The sequence below is a fragment of the Pseudomonas pseudonitroreducens genome, from assembly GCF_021603645.1.
Lineage (GTDB): Bacteria > Pseudomonadota > Gammaproteobacteria > Pseudomonadales > Pseudomonadaceae > Pseudomonas > Pseudomonas pseudonitroreducens.
Map to the genome: position 1 here is coordinate 508,826 of NZ_BQHJ01000002.1, position 20,250 is coordinate 529,075.

At 65.1% G+C, this 20,250-nt stretch carries 13 protein-coding genes; 4 read left to right on the forward strand and 9 right to left on the reverse strand.

Annotated elements, in window-relative coordinates:
- Nucleotides 1-47: 47 nt before the first annotated feature.
- The 8 genes from L6D89_RS06420 to thiI all read right to left on the reverse strand — a co-directional run bounded on the left by L6D89_RS06420 (nucleotide 48) and on the right by thiI (nucleotide 13,489).
- Nucleotides 48-653 (reverse strand): DUF924 family protein, encoded by a 606-nt coding sequence (locus tag L6D89_RS06420; protein WP_236199137.1) that lies wholly within the window; start codon nucleotides 651-653, stop codon nucleotides 48-50.
- On the reverse strand, nucleotides 653-1,666 hold the full coding sequence (locus L6D89_RS06425) for a class 1 fructose-bisphosphatase (RefSeq protein WP_054911293.1): 1,014 nt from the start codon (nucleotides 1,664-1,666) through the stop codon (nucleotides 653-655). Before L6D89_RS06425 ends, L6D89_RS06420 begins: the two co-directional genes overlap by 1 nt.
- A 146-nt stretch (nucleotides 1,667-1,812) precedes the next feature.
- Nucleotides 1,813-2,343 (reverse strand): lactoylglutathione lyase, encoded by a 531-nt coding sequence (gene gloA / locus L6D89_RS06430; protein WP_236171157.1) that lies wholly within the window; start codon nucleotides 2,341-2,343, stop codon nucleotides 1,813-1,815.
- A gap of 300 nt (nucleotides 2,344-2,643) precedes the next feature.
- Nucleotides 2,644-4,551: an esterase EstP gene (gene estP, locus L6D89_RS06435; protein WP_236199138.1), complete on the reverse strand. Its 1,908-nt coding sequence runs from the start codon at nucleotides 4,549-4,551 to the stop codon at nucleotides 2,644-2,646.
- Between the two features lie 101 nt (nucleotides 4,552-4,652).
- Nucleotides 4,653-6,017: a DUF3999 domain-containing protein gene (locus L6D89_RS06440; protein WP_236199139.1), complete on the reverse strand. Its 1,365-nt coding sequence runs from the start codon at nucleotides 6,015-6,017 to the stop codon at nucleotides 4,653-4,655.
- Nucleotides 6,014-9,742 carry a DUF2339 domain-containing protein gene (locus tag L6D89_RS06445; protein ID WP_236199140.1) on the reverse strand — a complete coding sequence of 1,243 codons (3,729 nt, stop codon included), beginning with the start codon at nucleotides 9,740-9,742 and terminating at the stop codon, nucleotides 6,014-6,016. The genes L6D89_RS06440 and L6D89_RS06445 overlap by 4 nt, the downstream gene beginning before the upstream one ends.
- A gap of 297 nt (nucleotides 9,743-10,039) precedes the next feature.
- Entirely contained in the window at nucleotides 10,040-11,860 is a 1,821-nt protein-coding gene (gene typA, locus L6D89_RS06450; protein ID WP_024766660.1) for a translational GTPase TypA, read from the reverse strand.
- A gap of 138 nt (nucleotides 11,861-11,998) precedes the next feature.
- Entirely contained in the window at nucleotides 11,999-13,489 is a 1,491-nt protein-coding gene (gene thiI / locus L6D89_RS06455; RefSeq protein WP_236199141.1) for a tRNA uracil 4-sulfurtransferase ThiI, read from the reverse strand.
- 332 nt (nucleotides 13,490-13,821) lie between these two features.
- Here thiI and glnA point away from each other — a divergent pair, with 332 nt between their 5' ends.
- Complete coding sequence (gene glnA / locus L6D89_RS06460; RefSeq protein ID WP_017517179.1) at nucleotides 13,822-15,231, forward strand: glutamate--ammonia ligase; 1,410 nt, start codon at nucleotides 13,822-13,824, stop codon at nucleotides 15,229-15,231.
- A 191-nt stretch (nucleotides 15,232-15,422) separates the two neighbouring features.
- On the opposite strand, the gene L6D89_RS06465 is transcribed toward glnA, so the two are convergent.
- Nucleotides 15,423-17,630, reverse strand: coding sequence for a mechanosensitive ion channel family protein (locus L6D89_RS06465; protein WP_236171152.1), 2,208 nt, complete (start codon nucleotides 17,628-17,630; stop codon nucleotides 15,423-15,425).
- 194 nt (nucleotides 17,631-17,824) lie between these two features.
- Between L6D89_RS06465 and L6D89_RS06470 the strand changes: the two genes are divergently transcribed.
- The 3 genes from L6D89_RS06470 (at nucleotide 17,825) to glnL (ending at nucleotide 20,249) form a co-directional block, all read left to right on the forward strand.
- Entirely contained in the window at nucleotides 17,825-18,373 is a 549-nt protein-coding gene (locus L6D89_RS06470; RefSeq protein ID WP_236171151.1) for a DUF4124 domain-containing protein, read from the forward strand.
- Nucleotides 18,374-18,375: 2 nt separating this feature from the next.
- The gene (locus L6D89_RS06475; protein ID WP_236199142.1) at nucleotides 18,376-18,966 is read left to right on the forward strand and encodes a DUF4124 domain-containing protein; all 591 of its coding nucleotides are present in this window, start codon (nucleotides 18,376-18,378) and stop codon (nucleotides 18,964-18,966) included.
- A gap of 206 nt (nucleotides 18,967-19,172) precedes the next feature.
- A complete protein-coding gene (gene glnL / locus L6D89_RS06480) occupies nucleotides 19,173-20,249 on the forward strand; it encodes a nitrogen regulation protein NR(II) (RefSeq protein WP_236171149.1) in 1,077 nt (358 codons plus the stop codon).
- Nucleotide 20,250 lies beyond the last annotated feature (1 nt).

Here is a 20,250-nt window from a genome sequence, read left to right on the forward strand (position 1 = left end):
GCCAACAAGCTTGGCACAGGGCGACCGGTTCGGCCGCCGGGTTGGAGTCAGAAACGTGAGCCAGGTTCCGTGAGGAACTGTGCTTCTTCAGCCGTCGAGTCACGGCCCAGAATGAGATTGCGGTGCGGGAAGCGACCGAAGCGGTCGATCACCACCTGGTGCTTGCGTGCATAGGCGAGGTAACCGGCGAACAGCACTTTCTCGCTGTCGCTGGATTCGTCCTGCAATGCTTCGTACAGGCGTACCGCCTCATCCTGGCTGGCCAGGTCTTCGGCGTGTTCCAGCACGATGTAGACGAACACCCGCTCGATGCGCGGCAGCTGGCGGTCGAAACCGGCAGCCAGGCCCTGGCGCACCAGTTGCTGGGCGCGGGGATCACCGGCGTAGGCGCGCGGGGTATCGCGGAAGATCATCCGCGGCAGCTGGTCCAGCAGCAGGATCAGCGCCAGCCAGCTCTGCGGCTCGCGTTCCCATTCCTGCAGCCCGCCGTCCAGGGCCTGGCGCACCAGGCCGCCGAAACGGTTTTCCGAGTCCACGTCCTGGCAGGCGCTCTTGCCGAACCACAGCGCATTGCGCTGCTCGGCCACCTCATTGGCGTCCAGCGCAGTGCCGAACCACCAGTCGAGCAGCGACTGCCAGGGCGCGGTGGCCATCAGCCTTCCTGGTGGTAGGCAGTGGCGCGCTCGACTTCTTCCTTCGAGCCGAGGAACACCGCGACGCGCTGGTGCAGGCTGTCGGGCTGGATGTCGAGGATGCGCTGGCGGCCGTTGGTGGCGGCGCCGCCGGCCTGTTCGATGATGAAGGACATCGGGTTGGCTTCGTACATCAGGCGCAGCTTGCCGGGCTTCTCCGGCTCACGGGAATCACGCGGGTACATGAACACGCCGCCGCGGGTCAGGATGCGGTGCACGTCGGCCACCATGGAGGCGATCCAGCGCATGTTGTAGTTCTTCGCCAGCGGGCCTTCCTTGCCGGCCAGCAGCTCGTCGACGTAGCGCTTCACCGGGGCTTCCCAGTGGCGCTGGTTGGACATGTTGATGGCGAATTCGGCGGTCTGGGTCGGCACGGTGATGTTGTCGTGGGTCATCACGAAGCTGCCCAGCTCACGGTCCAGGGTGAAGCCCTTGACGCCGTTGCCCAGGGTCAGGATCAGCATGGTCTGCGGGCCGTAGATGGCGTAGCCGGCGGCAACCTGGGTAGTGCCCTTCTGCAGGAAGGCTTCCTCGCGCAGGCTGTCGTTCTGGCTCAGGTACTCCTGCGGGCAACGCAGTACGGAGAAGATGGTGCCGACCGAGACGTTGACGTCGATGTTGGAGGAGCCGTCCAGCGGGTCGAACACCAGCAGGTACGCACCCTTCGGGTATTTGCCCGGAATCTGGTAGGGGTGGTCCATTTCCTCGGAGGCCATGCCGGCCAGGTTACCGGCCCACTCGTTGGCTTCCAGGAGGATTTCGTTGGAGAGCACGTCGAGCTTCTTCTGCACCTCGCCCTGCACGTTCTCGGTTTCCATGCTGCCCAGCACGCCACCCAGCGCGCCCTTGGAAACGGCGTGACTGATCTCCTTGCACGCGCGCGCCACCACTTCCACGAGGTGACGCAGGTCGGCCGGGGTATTGTGACTGCGGGTCTGCTCGATCAGGTAGCGACTCAGGGTAACGCGGGACATGGAAGGCTCCAGGGGAGAAGATGGAAAAAATCAGGGCGCATTCTAGCGTGGAAACGCTCGCGACGCCTCCTTGCGCAAAGGCTCGCCGAATGCTTGGAGCCCGCCGGTGGCGGGCAGTTCCCCACCCGCTCCGGGCATTGCGACCTTCAGCCGCGCGCCAGCTCGCCGTTGAGATCGGCCTGGACGATTTCCACCCAGTAGCCATCGGGGTCGGCAATGAAGGCGACGTTCTTCATGCCACGCGTGAGCGGCTTGACGAACGGCACGCCGAGCGCCTCGAAGCGCGCGCAGGCGGCGTGGATGTCCGGCACGCTGAAGCAGATGTGGCCGAAGCCGCGCGGCTCGCTGTTGCCGTTGTGGTACTGGCTGTCGTCGGACTCGCTACCCCAGTTGTGGGTCAGCTCCAGCACCGACTCGCGGCCGAAGGTGTAGCGCTGGCGCGCGCTGGTCTCGTCCGGTACGTCACAGCCCTTGGTGTGCGCCAGGAAGTACAGCGAGAAACGCCCTTCCTCGAAGTCCAGGCGGCGCAGCAGGCGCATGCCCAGCACGCGGCTGTAGAAGTCCAGTGACGGCTCGGGGTTCTTCACCCGCAGCATGGTGTGGTTGAACACGTAGTCCTGGGTGACGGCTTCGGGCTCGGCGCAGACGCCGGGTTGCAGTTCGGTGGTGAAGGTCATGACGGGTCCTCGTGAAACGGACCGGCAGTGTATGTGCGGATGGATCGGGCGGGGTAACAGCGGGGTATTACCGCGGGCTTCGGGTATTGGCACGGGGCCAACCCCTTCACCCCAGCCCTATCCCCAAGGGAGAGGGCGTCGTCCGGAGCGAAGCCTGACTTGGGCGCCGTCCTTCCACAGCGGCCGGAGCGAAGCTGGGCAGGTGATAGCCAGACGCGCCGATCAGCCCCCTATCCCCGAGGGAGAGGGCTGGGGTGAGGGCAAGGTCTGGCACCAGACCTCGCCCTCACCCCGTGCCGATCAGAAGTCCAGGCTCAGCGCCAGGTTCACGCCCTGGGCCAGGTCATCGCTGCTGCGGTGCGCGCTGTAGCCGCCGCGCAGCGACAGCTCCGGAGTCAGCTTCTGGGCGAAGCCGATGGTGGCGCGCTGCAGGTGGCTCTGCGGGGTGTAGCCCTGCAGGCTGAAGCCGACGTCCGGCAGGCTGGTGAAGTTCATCCCGACGTTCTGGGTGTCGTCGGCGTACTCGCGCTCCACTGCGACCTCGCCAAACAGCTGGGTTTCCTGCGACAGGTCCAGCTTGCCCTGCAGACCAACGCCGAGGCGGCGGGAGTAGCGGTCCTGCTCGTCATAGGCCAGCGCGGTAGAGCGACCGCTGCCCTCTTCGTAGCTGTCCACTTTCACCCGCGCCCAGTCGGCGCTGACGAAGGGCGACAGGTGCCAGTTCTCGCCGCCCTGGGCAATGTCGTAACCCAGGCGACCGCTGAAGGCCAGCAGGCTGCCGTCGGTGTCGGCCTTCTCCTCGACCTCGTGGTTGATGATGGAGAACTTGCGATTGGCGTCATCAAAGTCGAGCTTGCCGCCAGTCACGGAAGCATCAGCCCACCAGCGGTTCTGCTGGAACTGCACGAACAGGCTGCCCAGGTAGCTGTTGAGTTTGTAGTCGGAATCTTCGGCACCCAGCTCCAGCTTCTGCCGGTAGAAGCCCAGCGAGCCGCCGACGCGCCAGGCATCGTCGAGGCGATAGCTGGTACCCAGGGTCAGGTTGGCGCCGTAGCCGTCGCCATCCGCGGCGCTGTCCTGGTCGTCGTAGTCCAGGTGTTGCGCACCACCGGTGACGAAACCGCGCCACTGATTCACACCCTGCCAGCTCTCCCAGTCCGCCAGCCACTGGCTGCGCAGCTGGTCCTGGTAGGCGTTGTAGGTGCCCAGCGCCATCTCCGGCAGCATGGTCGCTTCCCACGGCGCGGAGAGCACCGAGTAGGCGTAGTCGGCGATCATGCTCTGGCCAGCGATGGTCGGGTGGACGCCGTCGTTGAAAATCAGCTTGGTCGGATCCGGATTAGTGCCGTGGCGACCATACACAGGATTCTCGGTGCAACTGTTGCCGCTGAAGCAGGTGCCGACCAGATTCTGGCCGGTGGCCAGGCCATAGGCGCCCGGGTTGGCCAGGACTTCCTTGAACATCGCCGGAATGTTCAGCGGGATGACGTTGGCATTGCTCGCGGCGAGCTGGCTGACCAGCTCTTCGTTGAAGATACCGGACAACTGAGTACCGATCCCCTGCAGGGCCGTACCGTTGGTGGCCGGGGTCTGGCCCAGGTCCGGCAGCAGCCAGACCATGATGTAGCGCGCGCCGGCATTGTGCAGCGCATCCACGCTATCCACCAGGCGGCCGGCTGCAGCACGGGCGGTCGGGTCGTTGGTGATGCGCAGCTGGAGGAAGTCGTTGCCGCCGCCGGTGAGGTAATACAGCGCATTCGGGTCGGCGCGGTTGTTCACCAGATAGCCGTCGCGGGTACGGCTGGTGGAACCGGAGGTCACCACCGAGCCGTCAGGAGCGGTGATCGAGTCGTAGATCTGGTCGGTGCGGTAGCCGCCGACCGCCCAGTTGTTGCCGTCCACAGTGCCGGGGACCAGGGAGGTCGACGGATTCAGGTCGGCAGGATTGATGCCCAGCTTGCCCCCGAGGATCATCGGCGCGGTGGGACCGAATACCTCGCCACTGCCGTCCAGGTAGGTCGGGCCGACGCGGTTGGTGAAGCGGGTGCTGGCGCCGGCAGGGCCGCCTGCATCGGCGAACTGGCCGGAATCACTCAGGCTGTCGCCGAAGACGACCATGGTGGAATACGGCGAAGGGGCTGCGGAGGCCTGTGCGGCAATGGCCATCGCGCACGCAGCCGCCAGCGGGGTGAGCGCCTTTCTGATCATTCTGCTACTCCATGCTTTGTTGTTATTCGGTAATCAGAACAACCCAGACAGTATCAGAATTTCTAGCGGCGATACCCCTATCTTGCGGCCATCCGCGGCGATCAACCGGCCTGGCGATTACTCCGCAGCAGGCTCAGCGCCATCAGCCCGAGCAGACCGACGCCCGCCAGCAGCAGCGCCCACAGGCCATAGCGTTTCCAGTTTGTATCGGCCTTCGCTTCCTTGGCCGTCGTTTGCGTGACGGGAGCCTGAAGAGTGCCCTTGAGCCGCGCCTCGCCCATGCCCGCCAGGCGCTTGGGCTCGTAGCCGGGAACCAGGGTGGTCAGCGGCAGGCTGCCGTCGCTGATGGCGTCGTTGCCGACCGCGAGCTCATAGGGCGCGCCGCCACGGGCGAGGAATACCAGTTCCGTGGCGCGAACCCCCACGCTCAGGTGCGCAGTGGAACCGCCAAGGCCACCGCCGCGCGAATCCACTTGCAGCCGCAGTTGGCCGAGCGTGTTGCCGGGCAGCTCGAGCTCCTCCTGGGCGATCTCGCCGCCCTGCCCCGGCAGGCGATACAGCACACCGCGCGCCAGCGGCGTCCATTGCACATTGCCGTCATGGCGACCGGAGATCACCACTGGCGCCAGGGTGTTGTCCTGCTGCAGCGGAACCCGCACGCGTTCCACCGGCAACGCCAGCGGCAGGCTCCAGCTGAAGTCGCCATTGCTGTCGGCCTTGGCCGCCAACGGCTCGGACCAGAGCATCGGGATCGGGCCAGTGCTGCTGCGGCTACCGCTGAGCGTGGCGCCAACCAGTTGCGCCGCCTGCTCCGGCGACTCCCACCACAGGCGCAGGTAGCGCGCTGTCTGGCCGGGTAGCGCAATATCGTTCTGCTCGATGCGCTGGCCATTGAAATCGAGCCGCGCCAGTTGCCCCTCACCCAGCGAGCGCCAGTGCTCCAGGTCGTCGCTGGCTTCGATTCGCAGGCGCTGGAAGCCGTCGCCGTCGGCGGTCCAGTCAAGCTGCAGGCGATCCAGCGGCAGATCGCCGGAGCCGGTCTCCAGCAACCAGCCACGCAGCACCTGGGGCTTGTCCTGCGCCGGCGCATTGGGGGTGATTTCGAGGATGGTGCCGGTGGTACTGCGGACGATCTTCAGGTTGTCGCCGGCTGCGCTGCCGGCAGTACCGCGCAATGGGAAGATGCGCGCCTGCACTTCGCTGCGCACCTGCTTCTCGCTGGCCGCGCCGGTGCGCAGGCTATAGGGCAGCGCTTCGCCTTCGGCATTGAAGATGCGCAGGTCGCGCAGGTCGCCATGGCGCGCCGCGAACAGCACGTCGATGGGCAGTTGCACGCGATACCACGGGCCATTGCCGGAAACTTCCAACGGCACGCGGCTGGCGAAATCCGCCGGAACGGGCGCCGCACCGGCCTGGTTGCCCAGCAGGCACGCGCCGACGAGCAGGACGAGAGTAGTGAGCTTCATGCGGAGGGTTGCTCCTGTTGCGGTTGCTCTTCGGCCATCGGCCGGCGCGGCGGCAGCGGTGCGAAGTAGCCGACGATCAGCATCAGTACGCCGACGCCGATGAAGGAAACGATGCGTTCCAGGCTGCCGCCGCTGGCGCGATCGACGAGGAACAGTTTGATCACCACCACGACCAGCAACACGGCGCCGACCAGCCAGAAGTCGCGGCGGCCGCGCAGGTGCCCGGCAATCATCAGGCCCAGTGCGATCAGCGCCCAGACGATGGACAGCCCGGCCTGCACCAGCATGGACTGGCTCAGGGCATCGAACTCGAACGCCACTCCACCCCAGTGATGCGCGGTACGGCACACGGCCATGGTCAGCAGGGCGAACAGCGAAGCGCCCAGTACCGCCTGCACCGGCAGGCGCAGGGTGGACTCGGCCACGCCCAGTTGCGGCAGGCCCAGGCGCGTCCACTGGAAGACCGCCGCGAGCACGATGAGCATGCCCAGTTCCAGCGGGTTCAGCAGCGGCAGGTAGGGCAGCGGGTCGGCCGCGCCATTGCTGAACAGGTTGACCAGCCAGAACCAGCCCAGCAGCGCCAGGGCCACCGGCGCGGCGGCGATGGCGCGGTACTCGCGCTCGAAGGCGGCCACCGGCCACGGCAAGCGGCGCACGCCGCCCATGAGGATGAGGAACAGGCTCGGTACCAGCGCCCAGCCCAGCCAGCGCCAGGCGTTGTAGTGCTCGGCCAGGGCGAAGAACAGGTAACGCAGCTCCAGCGCCAGCACGCCAAGGATCAACCAGCAGCCCAGCACATGGGCCGCCTGTGCGGCACGGTGCGGCAGCAATGCAGCGAGCCGGCGCAGGGTGAAGAAGTGCACCGCGAACACCGCCAGCCAGCCGAGCCAGCCCAGTTCCGCCAGCGGGTGGTAGCGCAGGTGCCAGGCACTGCCCAGCGCGACCAGCGACACCGGCACCAGCGCCAGGCACAGCAGCGCCAACGCGCGCCACTGCTCGCGGCGCGCCAGCAATGACCAGAGTCCGACGCTGACAGCGGCTACCAGCAGCGCCACGTGCTCACGCATCTCGCCGGGCACGAAGCGGGCAATCTCCCACAGCGCGGTCAATGCCCACCAGCCGGCTCCCCAGACCAGCAGCAACTGCGATAGCTGCTGAAGTCCAAGGCCGCCCAGTGCCAGGTGACGCTCGCGTTCACTGGCCCGCTGCAGGCGCCAGGCACCGATCATCGCGGCCAGCGCCAGCACCGCCGGCGTCCAGAAGCCCATGTGCGCCAACGGCTTCAGGCCCTCGCTGGGCAGATCGCCGAACAGCGCGGCGCCACCGAAGAGGAAGGCGCCCGCGCCAATCACCTGCAGCACCAGGCCGAAGACGAAGGCCGCGCGCTGCTGCAATTGCAGGCTCAGCCAGAGGATCAGCAAGCCGCTGCCCGCCCACACCGCTGCCGCTGTTTGCCAAGGCAGCACGAACAGCACGGCAAGGTTGATGAAGGCCAGCCCCAGCAGCAGGACCACACTCAGGCCGAGCATCAGCCGGCGGTCGTCACGCACCAGGGAATCGCGCGCGGCGATCAGCATGCCGGCAATCAGCGCCAGGCCGATCAGCGAGGCCGTCACCAGGCCGCGCCAACCCGAGCCGAGCACACCACTCCCCTCCTGCGCGCCTTGCAGGTGCAGGAGGAATACCGCCCCGCCGAGCAACTGCACCGCAAAGGCGCAGGCCAGGAAGGTCCGTGAACGCAGGCGCAGCGCAGCGAACAGCGTGGCCAGGCCGGCGACCGCCCAGACAATGGCGGTGCCGTCCGCGCCCAGGCACAGCGGCGCGATCAGATAGAGGAATGCCAGGCCGATGCCCGCCAGGGCAGGCCGGGCATTCGGCTCCCAACTGCGCAGGGCCTGCGGATCGGCATTGCGCAGGTTCCAGAAGCTGAACAACAGCGCCACGCCCAGCATCAGCGCGCCCAGTGGTGCGCCGTCGAGCAACGTCAGCGATTGCGGGTCGGCATGCAGCCCGGCGAGGAATGCCAGCGCTGCGCCTACTTGCAGCAACAGGGCAAAGATCCGTGCCAGCGGACGCTGCTGGCGCAGGCCGAGCCAGAAGATACCGGCGCCCTCCACCGCCCAGGCAGCGGAAGTCCAGCGTGCGTCCAAGCCCAGCGGGATCGCCAGGGTGCCGAACACCACGCCCAGCGCCAGGCAGGTTTCCACCAGCAGCAACGCGCGGCCGGCGGTGCGCCCCGCCAGCACACGGGCAAGGACCATGTAGAACAGGCCCAGCGCCAGCGCGCTGAATGCCGCGCCGAACTCCAGGTGCCGGATGATCCCGTACTGCAGGCCGAAGCCCGCCAGCGGCGTGCCGAACAGGATGGTGCCGTCGACATAGTCGGTCTGCCGCGCCGACCAGCGCAGCAGCGCCTCGCGGGAATCATCCTCCGGCGCCCCTGCCGCTTCGCGCAGGCGACGACGGGCGAACAGCAGGCCGATGGCGACATAGGTGAGGAAGAACAGGATCAGGAACGGCTCGGTCGTCGCGAAAAGCTCCGGCGCGCGATCCTGGGTATAGGAGCGAAGACCCCATGCCAGGCCGATGCCGAAGGTGCCGAAGAAACCGATCAGATTGAGCAGGCGCCAGGCCTTGAACCAGGCGATGGCAAAGATGCCGGCATTGAGCAGGGCGAAATAGCTGAACAACGCAACGTGGCTACCGCCACCGGTCGAGGCCAGGATCGGTGCGGCGAATCCGCCCAGCGCCGCCGCGGCGGCCAGGCCCAGTGCGTCCTGAAGGATGGCGAGGATTGCCGAGAACAGCGTGACCGCTACCAGCAGGACGAAACCGGCCTGCGCATCGACCAGCACTTCGCCATGGTTCATCGCCGGGTACAGCTTGATGCTGGCGAACACCGTCAGGTAGAGCACGGCGATGCCGGTGCCCTGGAGAATCAGCGCATAGGCCGGGCGCCGATGCCGCAGCCACCAACCCAGGCCGAGCAATGCCAGGGCAGCAGCGGCTGTGCCGATATACGGGCCCTGCGGCGGCATGGTCATGCCTTCGGTGGCGTAGCGCAGCAGGAAAGCCAGGCCGAGGAACAGCAGCAGCACACCGACACGCAGCACGGTATTGCCGCCCAGCAGCCAGTCACGGGCGGCACCGAAGGCGCGGTCGAACAAGGAAGGAACCGGCGCAGACGGCGGCAGCGGCGGTGCGGCAGGCGCCGGCTGAGGCTGAACCTCGGGCTCCTCGACGCGGGCCTGAGCCGCAGGTTTCTGCATCGGCTCGAGCACCAGGTCGGACCACTCGATGGGGGCCTCCACCCGCGCAGCAGCAGCCGGGGCCGGCGCCAGCTCGTCGGTGGGCAGCTCGATACTCCACTCCAGCTCGGTGGCAGCGGGTTCGCTGATGGCCACCTCCACCTCAGGCTCGGCTGCCGGAGCAGCGACCGGCATTTCCGTCGCGGCGCTCTCAACGCTCGCCGTCGCCGAAGCCTGCCCGGCAGCGCCACGCTCCACCTGCAGCAACCGCTCATACAGGGCCTTGGTACCCTGGTCGAAGCGCTCGCCAAAGGCCTTCAGCTCACTGCGAAGGCTGGCGTTCTCCCGCTGCAGGCTGTGCAGTGCAAAGGTCTGCCCCAGCGCGAGGCCGACCACTGCGCCCAACACCGCCCCGGTAATCGACTCGCCCGCAGCGGCGCCGATGACCAGGCCGACCAGCATGAAAATCCATTGCATGCTTTCGAATCCTTGAGGTTCTGTGCGAATCCATCCCGATCCGGACGCTTACGCCCGGACAGCTGAGTATATCGGCCCGGCTCCCTGGCCTGCGTCCACGATCTCACAGCTTCGAATGGTCAGACGTCGCGAGACTACCTTTCAGCCACGCTCCGAGGAAAAATCGGACGCTTCCTACGACACACCCGTTGCTGTAGGAGCGAGCTTGCTCGCTCCTACAGCAACGGGTGAAACTGCCTGGAAGACGGGCAAAAAAAAGCCGGGCATAAGCCCGGCTTTCTCGTACTGCTGGTCGACTTAGACCTTGGCGCGCTCGTAGCGCTTGCGGTCGTTCTCGTTCAGCATTTTCTTGCGCAGACGGATCGACTTCGGCGTCACTTCCACCAGCTCGTCATCAGCGATGAATTCCAGCGCCTGCTCCAGGGTGAAGCGGATCGGCGGAACCAGGGCGATGACTTCGTCCTTGCCCGAAGCGCGCATGTTGTCGAGCTTCTTGCCTTTGGTGGGGTTGATCACCAGGTCGTTGTCACGGCTGTTGATGCCGGCCAGCTGGCCTTCGTAGATCTCGTCGCCTGGGCCGAGGAACAGCTTGCCGCGGCTCTGCAGGGTTTCCAGCGAGTAGGTCAGCGCGGTGCCGGTGGCCATGGAGACCAGTACGCCGTTCTGACGGTTGGTCACTTCGCCGGCCTTGATCGGGCCGTAGTGGCTGAAGGTCGAGGTCAGGATGCCGGTGCCCGAGGTCAGGGTCAGGAAGTTGTTACGGAAGCCGATCAGGCCACGCGCCGGGATGGTGTATTCCAGGCGCACGCGGCCCTTGCCGTCGGGGATCATGTTGGTCAGATCGCCCTTGCGCAGGCCCATCTGCTCCATCACCGAGCCCTGGTGCTGCTCTTCGATGTCGATGGTGACGTTCTCGTACGGCTCCTGCTTCTCGCCTTCGGCGGTCTCGATGATGACCACTTCCGGACGGCCGACGGCCAGCTCGAAGCCTTCACGGCGCATGGTTTCGATCAGCACCGAGAGGTGCAGTTCGCCACGGCCGGAGACCTTGAACTTCTCCGGGCTGTCGCCTTGCTCGACGCGCAGGGCCACGTTGTGCAGCAGTTCCTTGTCCAGACGGTCCTTGATGTTGCGGCTGGTGACGAACTTGCCTTCCTTGCCGGCGAACGGCGAGTCGTTGACCTGGAAGGTCATGCTCACGGTCGGCTGGTCAACGGTCAGCGGCGGGCGCGCTTCGACGTTCTGCGGGTCGCACAGGGTGTCGGAGATGTACAGCTCGTCCATGCCGGAAACGCAGACGATGTCGCCGGCTTCAGCTTCGGCGACTTCGATGCGCTGCAGGCCGGAGTGGCCCATGATCTTCAGGATACGGCCGTTGCGCTTGGTGCCGTCGTCGCTGATGGCCACGACCGGGGTGTTGGTCTTGACCTTGCCGCGAGCGATACGGCCAATGCCGATCACGCCGAGGAAGCTGTTGTAGTCCAGCTGGGAGATCTGCATCTGGAACGGGCCGTCGACGTCGACTTTCGGCGCCGGGACGTGGTCGATGATCGCCTGGAACAGCGCGTCCATGTTGTCGTCCATCTTCTCGTGGTCCATGCCGGCGATGCCGTTCAGGGCACTGGCGTAGACGATCGGGAAGTCCAGCTGCTCGTCGGTGGCGCCGAGGTTGTCGAACAGGTCGAAGATCTGGTCGATGACCCAGTCAGGACGCGCGCCCGGACGGTCGATCTTGTTCACCACGACGATCGGACGCAGGCCGGCCTTGAAAGCCTTCTGGGTCACGAAGCGGGTCTGCGGCATGGGGCCGTCCTGGGCGTCGACCACCAGCAGTACGGAGTCGACCATCGACATCACGCGCTCAACCTCGCCGCCGAAGTCGGCGTGGCCGGGGGTGTCGACGATGTTGATGCTGTAGTCGTTCCATTTCAGCGCGGTGTTCTTCGCCAGAATGGTAATGCCACGCTCTTTTTCCTGGTCGTTGGAGTCCATCACGCGCTCGTTTTCCGCTTCTTTGCGGTCGAGGGTGCCGGACAGGCGCAGGAGCTTGTCTACGAGGGTGGTCTTGCCATGGTCGACGTGGGCGATGATGGCGATGTTGCGCAGTTTTTCGATCACAGTGTCAGTCTCAGTAAATAAAGCTTCAGGCTGCAAGCCGCAGGCGGCAGGCAGGCGAAATTCCGGTTCAGGCCCAGGCGTCTGGAGGATGCCTAAGCCAGGTTGCGTTTCGGCTAATGCGGCACAGGATCATGCAGGCTAGCTCTTCTCTTGCAGCTTGCCGCCTGCTGCCTGCGGCTCGGGTCGATAGACCCGCACATTGGTGTGCCCTTCATTGACCAGGTGGTGGGCGTGCAGGCGACTCATCACGCCCTTGTCGCAATACAGGAGGTACTGGCGGTTGGGGTCCAGTTCCTTGAATTTGCTGTTGATCGCATAGAACGGCATGGACAGGACTTCGATGCCCTCGATGGCCAGCGGTTCATCTTCCTGGGCATCGGGGTGACGGATGTCCACGACGATCTGGCCGGCCAGCACTTCGTCGACCATTTCCACCGAGAGGTCCTTGCCCAGTTCGTCGATCACCCGATCGACTGTCATCTGGGTGGAGCGCTCCAGGGCGCGGTCGAGCACGGCCATGTCGAACTTGGTTTCTTCGTAATCGACGCGGTGCGGCTTGGCCTGGGTGGTCGGGTTCACCGAGATCACGCCGCAGTACTCGGGCATGTGCTTGGCGAACTCGGCAGTGCCGATCTGCGTCGCGGTGTCGATGATGTCCTGCTTGTGGCTGACGATCAGCGGGCGCAGGACCAGGGTATCGGTCACCCGGTCGATCACCGAGAGGTTCGGCAGCGTCTGGCTGGAAACCTGGGAGATCGCCTCGCCGGTCACCAGTGCGTCGATTTCCAGGCGCTCGGCCACGCGGCTGGCGGCGCGCAGCATCATGCGCTTCAGGGTCACGCCCATGTAGCTGTCGTCGACCTTGGTGAGAATCTCGCCGACCACTTCCTCGAAGGGCACGCTGACGAACAGCACGCGCTGGGAGCTGCCGTACTTCTTCCACAGGTAGTGCGCGACTTCCATCACACCCAGTTCGTGGGCACGGCCGCCGAGGTTGAAGAACACGAAGTGGCTGATCATGCCGCGGCGCATCATCTGGTAGGCCGCCACGGTGGAGTCGAAGCCACCGGACATCAGCACCAGCACCTGTTCCAGCGCACCCAGCGGGTAGCCGCCGAGGCCATCGTGCTGGGCATGGATGACATAGAGGCGGTCATGGCGGATTTCCACGCGCACTTCCACTTCCGGGTTCTTCAGCGAGACGCCCGCCGCGCCGCAATGCTGGCGCAGGCCGCCGCCGACGTAACGCTCCACATCTATAGAGGTGAAGGGGTGCTTGCCGGCGCGCTTGCAGCGCATGGAGAAGACCTTGCCCGGCAGCTTGTCGCCGAAGTGCGCCTTGCACTTCTCGAGGATGTCGTCGAAGTCGCCCAGCGGATATTCGTGCACTTCGAGGAAATGGCCGATGCCCGGCGTGCAGGTCAGGCGCTCGATCATCTCGCGCAGGACCTTGGCGTCAGTGACCCTGCTCTCGACCTCGAGGTTGTCCCACTCGCCTTCGACCAGCAGCTCGGGGTCGAGGTCGCGGAGCACCGTGCGAATGTTCTTCGCCAGCTGGCGGATGAAGCGCTTGCGCACCGGCCGGCTCTTGATGGTGATTTCCTGGAAGACCTTGACGATGAGTTTCATGCGAATCGGGCGATTGCCATGGGACTGAAAAAAAGGGGCGGAATTATATCCGAAATTGCTCAAGACTTGAGCAGAAATCGGAGACTTTCTTTTTGGTGCACCAAAATGGACTCATGCACCATGATCGAGCACCAAAGCAGTGCACTATTATCGCGCAATTCTCCGTAACACTCGCCACAGCCCGTGATTTCTGGGCTTCTGCCCATTTACGGGCACTGGCACGCAACTTGCTCTCTTGTGAGGCAGGTTGCCCTGGCGGAGTATTCCGGCCGGCATCACCCGATACTGGGGCACAAAAAAGCTCCCAGCTCTAATCCCTCCTGGAGGACAGCATGTCGTACAAGTCGCAACAACTGATCAAAGATCATGACGTGAAGTGGGTTGACCTGCGCTTCACCGATACCAAAGGCAAGCAGCAGCACGTCACCATGCCCGCCCGCGACGCGCTGGACGACGAGTTCTTCGAAGCCGGCAAGATGTTCGATGGTTCCTCCATCGAAGGCTGGAAGGGCATCGAAGCCTCCGACATGATCCTGCTCCCGGACGACAGCACCGCCGTGCTCGACCCGTTCACCGAAGAGCCGACCCTGATCATCGTTTGCGACATCATCGAGCCGAGCACCATGCAAGGCTACGAGCGCGACCCGCGCAACATCGCCAAGCGCGCCGAGGAATACCTGAAGTCCACCGGTATCGGTGACACCGTATTCGTTGGCCCGGAGCCGGAGTTCTTCATCTTCGACGAAGTGAAGTTCAAGTCCGACATCTCCGGCTCGATGTTCAAGATCTTCTCCGAGCAGGCTTCCTGGAACACCGACGCCGACATCGAGACCGGCAACAAAGGTCACCGTCCGGGCGTGAAAGGCGGCTACTTCCCGGTACCGCCGGTCGACCACGACCACGAAATCCGTACCGCCATGTGCAACGCCCTGGAAGAAATGGGCCTGGTCGTGGAAGTTCACCACCACGAAGTGGCCACCGCTGGCCAGAACGAGATCGGTGTGAAGTTCAACACCCTCGTTGCCAAGGCTGACGAAGTCCAGACCCTGAAGTACTGCGTGCACAACGTTGCCGACGCCTACGGCAAGACCGTGACCTTCATGCCGAAGCCGCTGTACGGCGACAACGGCTCGGGTATGCACGTGCACATGTCCATCTCCAAGGATGGCAAGAACACCTTCGCTGGCGAAGGTTATGCCGGCCTGTCCGACACCGCCCTGTACTTCATCGGCGGCATCATCAAGCACGGCAAGGCGCTGAACGGCTTCACCAACCCGGCGACCAACTCCTACAAGCGTCTGGTTCCGGGCTTCGAAGCTCCGGTCATGCTGGCCTACTCGGCCCGCAACCGTTCCGCCTCGATCCGTATCCCGTACGTTTCCAGCCCGAAAGCCCGCCGCATTGAAGCGCGCTTCCCGGACCCGGCTGCCAACCCCTACCTGTGCTTCGCCGCGCTGCTGATGGCGGGCCTGGACGGCATCCAGAACAAGATCCACCCCGGCGATGCCGCCGACAAGAACCTGTACGACCTGCCGCCGGAAGAGGCGAAGGAAATCCCGCAGGTTTGCGGCAGCCTGAAAGAGGCGCTGGAAGAACTCGACAAGGGCCGTGCGTTCCTGACCAAGGGCGGCGTGTTCACCGACGAGTTCATCGATGCCTACATCGAGCTGAAGTCGGAAGAAGAAATCAAGGTGCGCACCTTCGTGCACCCGCTGGAATACGACCTGTACTACAGCGTCTGATCCACGAATACCTATAAATAGCGACAGCATTAAGGCCTCCTTCGGGAGGCCTTTTTTATGGGCTGGAGAAACCGCTGGCGCCTGTACCTGTGCCTGTGCCTGTAGGAGCGAGCTTGCTCGTGAATCGCACAGCACCGGAGCCAGCGGATAACTCATTCGCGAGCAAGCTCGCTCCTACAGGAAGGCCGGTTTCAGATCCCGCCGTCCGCCGGCACGCCGTGCTCCTCGTCGTCCTCGCGGCGCGACTTGCGCATGCGTGAGAGCTGCACGTTCAGGCGCGGCATCGACAGTTCCAGGCCGGCCTTGTCGAGCTTCTGCCGCAGGCGCAGGTTGAACGCGCGCTGCACTTCCCACTGGCGGATCGGCGCCGTCTTGAAGCGGAAACGCAGGATCGCCTGGCCGGCGTCGAAGCTTTCGATGCCCTGGATTTCCAGCGGCGACCAGATGGCGCGGTTGATCGTGCGGTCGGTGCGCAGCTCGCCGGAGACTTCCTTGACCAGCGCCAGCGCATCGTCGATCGGCATGCTGGCCGGCACCGGCCAGCGGAACATGGCGTAGCCGAACTGCCGCGAGTAGTTCTTGATGCTCTTGATCTCGCTGAACGGAATGGTGTGCACCACGCCGTCGAGGTCGCGCAGACGCACTGTGCGGATGGTCAGGCCCTCCACCGTGCCAAGGTGGCCGCCCACATCGACGTAGTCGTCGATCGACAGCGAGTCCTCGATGATGATGAACAGGCCGGTGATCAAATCGGCCACCAGCGACTGGGCGCCGAAACCGATGGCCAGGCCGATCACACCGGCACCGGCGAGCAGCGGCGTGACGTTCATGCCCATGTTGGCCAGGGCGACGATCAGCGCGATCACCGCAATGGTCACGAACAGCACGTTGCGGATCAGCGGCAGCATGGTCAGCGCACGGGCGTTGGCGCTCTTCTTGCCGCCCAGGCCGAGGCTGTGCTGCACGGCAGTGTCGGTGAGAATCCAGACCAGCCAGGCGACCAGCAGGGTCGTGCCAAAGCTGAACAGCTTGAGGCTGATCTGCGAGCCGTCGCCTTCGGCGAAGCGGATCAGCGACATGCCCCAGACGCGCAGGCCGATCTCCAGGAAGAACAGCAGGCTGGCGATGTGCAGCAGCGTATAGCCGAAGCTCTGCAACTGTTCGATATACGGCGCGTGACGCCGCGCCCCCCGCCGGGCCGAGCGCTGGTGCGCGCGGCGGATCAGGCCGTTGACGGTCATTGCCACCACCGCCACGGCGGCGCAGACCAGGGCACGACGCAAGGCGTAGCTGCTGTCGCCGGCGGTGACGATGGTGGCGAACAGCGAGATGCCCACCAGCACCAGCACCGGCAGGAACCAGATCGAGCCGATCAGCTCCACCAGATCGCTCAGGCCCCGGCGCTTCAAGCGGCGTTCAAGCGGCTGGTTGCGGATCAGGTGGGCGATCGGTCGGCGGAACTGCAGGACGAACAGCGCGGTGAGCAGCGCCGCGCAGATGTTCGCCACGGAGCCGACGAACAGCGAGATGTTCTGCCCCAGGCTCTCGATGACGCGCGGGTCGTGCATCACTTCGCCCAGCGCGGCGAGGCTGCCAATCAGCCAGAGCGGGCGGAAGGCGCGACGCCTCAGGATGTCCAGCGCACGCATGCGGTGCGGGCCGCTGAGCAACGACAGGGAGATCACGCACAGCGCGGAGAACAGCGTGCCGCACACCAGGGTATAGGCGATCACCATCGCCACCAGCTTGCCCAGCGAGCTGGGCAGCACGACGGACAGGTAGACGGTGATCAGGAAGGCGACCAGCCAGGGCCCCAGTTTGCGCAGGGCGAACAGCAGCAGGTCGCGGGTCTTGGGGTGCTGCGGCAGTTCGTCCTCCAGGCCAAAACGCTTGCGCATGCGCCCGGCGATCCAGCGCAGGCCGAGGGCGACGCAGGCCCAGATAAGGATGACCAGGGCGAAGTCGAGGATCATTCCGGGCCACTCGGCCAGCGACGGCGTGCGCGCATCCAGCTCGTAGCCGGCGCCCTGGAACAGGTCGGCCCAGCGCACCATCGGGCTGTTGGCCCCTTCGAACTGTTTCTCGAGGCTGCCCAGGGTGTCGCCGATCAGCCCCAGGACGCCGCCCTGCTCCTCCGCCCCTTTCTGCGTCGCGTCGCGCAATTGCTTGAGCTTCTTCAGCAGGTCGGCCCGCTGCTGATCGTTCTCCAGGGTCTTGATCACCTGGTTCAGCGATTGCTCCAGCTGGGCGTCGCTGACCTTGCTCTCGCCACTGCCCGTCACCCCGGCCAGCGGCCCGGGAAGCGCCGCCAGCGCAGGCCCGGCGACGGACAAGCCGAGGCCCAGGCAGCACAGCAGCAGCCACTGACGAAGCAGGTAACGAATCAGACTCACAGGCATACCCCACCACGATGGAAAATCACACTCGCCCGCATCATACAGACGCTGGCGCCAGGCTCGGACCCGTCCTGCGCAGGAAAGGTCCCCGCACGAGCAGCAGCGCACAACGCACGGCACCCTGCTGAAAGACAATAGGCAACTTGCCAGCTGCCGTCGGCAGTGCAAGGCTTGGCAGGACTATCCGGAGATTCGTCATGCGCCTGATCCTCACCGCCCTGCTGCTCGCCGCCGCATTGCCAGCCAGCGCGCAGATCTACAAATACACCGACGCCAACGGCAAAACCGTGTTCACCAACCAGCCGCCGACCAATGTCGATGCCAAGCCCGTGGAGTTGCCGCCGACCAATACCGTCGGCCCGCAGCAACCGGCCGCCGCCCCCGCCACCAGCGGCACGCAGAATCAGGCCGCCAAGGCCTACGCGATTCTCGCGCTGAGCAACCTGCCCGATGACGAATCGCTACGCCAGAACAACGGCACCTTTATCGTCAACGTCGTCGTGCAGCCAGCCCTGGCGCCGGACCATCAGCTGCAGCTGGTGCTCGACGGCCAGCCCTATGGCGACCCGACCAGCAGCACCGGTATCGGCGTGCAGAACCTCGACCGTGGCGAGCACACCCTGGCAGTCCAGGTCCTGCAAGGTAGCCGCGTGATCCAGGCCAGTGCACCGGTGAGCTTCACCCTGCAGCGCATCAGCACCAACAGCCCGCAGCGCCCCAGGGTTCACCCCACGACGGGCGGCTGACGATGCGTAATCTACTGACTCTCTCACTGGCGCTCCTGTTGTCGGCACTGACCTGCCTGTCGGCCAGCGCCGAGGTCTACACCTACATCGACAAGGACGGCAATCGCGTCTTCACCGACCAGCCGCCGCGCGGCAACGCGCAAAAGCTCGACATGACCCCGCGCAACGACCCACAGAAGTCGCCGCATGGCGTGCGCATGCCGCCGCCGCTCTATGCGCCGGCCACCCCGGCGCTGCCGCCGGGGCCTCCGGCCTACCAGTTGCTGCGCATCATCGTGCCGGAGCCCGATGCCACCGTGCGCGCCAATGACGGCGCACTGATCGTTTCCGCCACCAGCGACCCGGCCCTGCTGCCCGGCCACCTCTACCGCCTGCTGCTCGACGGAAAACCCGTCGGCGAGCCCGGCCGCAGCCCGGTATTCCCACTGGACAACATCGAGCGTGGCACCCACCTGCTGTCGGTGGAGATCGTCGACACCCTCGGCCGCACCATCGAGCAGACACCCAGCCAGCCCTTCCACATGTTCCGCGTTTCGGTGGCCGACTCGGCCGACCTCGACACCTCCCAAACGCTAACCGCCGCCGGCCGCTGACCCGGCGTGCGGCCAGGCACAAATGCACCATTACGGTGCATATGCCTGCACCACTTTCTATACTCTCCCCATTTCGGGTCATTCCCCCTGACCGGATCAGCCTCGTGCGCACCGCAAATCAGCGCAACCGGCGGAAATACGCGTCTTTTCAGGGCCTGGTTTGTTTTTTGCATTTTCCCGCACAGTCTTGGGACATCTCTTACGCCATGCCTACAGAAACCCAGCTCCGCCTGTTGCTCGACAACCTCACCACGGCGGTGATCCTGCTCAATGCCGAGCTGCGCCTGGAGTACATGAACCCGGCGGCGGAGATGCTGCTGGCGGTCAGTGGCCAGCGCAGCCACGGGCAGTTCATCAGCGAGCTGTTCACCGAGTCCCCCGAAGCGCTGCAGTCGCTGCGCCAGGCGGTGGAGGAGGCACACCCGTTCACCAAGCGCGAAGCGACGCTGACCTCGCTGACCGGCCAGACCATCACCGTGGACTACGCGGTGACGCCGATCCTTGACCGCCGCAACACCCTGCTGCTGCTGGAGGTCCACCCGCGCGACCGACTGCTGCGGATCACCAAGGAAGAGGCGCAGCTGTCCAAGCAGGAAACCACCAAGCTACTGGTGCGCGGCCTGGCCCACGAGATCAAGAACCCGCTCGGCGGCATTCGCGGTGCGGCGCAACTGCTCTCCCGCGAGCTGCCGGACGAATCGTTGAAGGACTACACCAACGTCATCATCGAAGAAGCCGACCGCCTGCGTAACCTGGTGGACCGCATGCTCGGCTCCAACAAGCTGCCGCAACTGTCGGTGACCAACGTCCACGAAGTGCTGGAGCGCGTCTGCAGCCTGGTGGAGGCCGAGACCCAGGGCAGCATCCCGCTGGTACGCGACTACGACCCGAGCATCCCCGACCTGCTGATCGACCGCGAGCAGATGATCCAGGCGGTGCTCAACATCGTGCGCAACGCCATGCAGGCGATCGCCGCGCAAAATGAACTCAAGCTGGGCCGCATCACCCTGCGCACCCGTACCCTGCGCCAGTTCACCATCGGCCATACGCGCCACCGCCTGGTGTGCAAGGTGGAGATTATCGACAACGGCCCGGGCATCCCGAGCGAACTGCAGGACACCATCTTCTATCCCATGGTCAGCGGCCGTGCCGACGGCACCGGCCTGGGCCTCGCCATCACCCAGAACATCATCAGCCAGCACCAGGGCTTGATCGAATGCGACAGCCATCCAGGCCACACCGTATTCAGTCTGTTCCTGCCCCTGGACCAAGGAGTGCATTGAC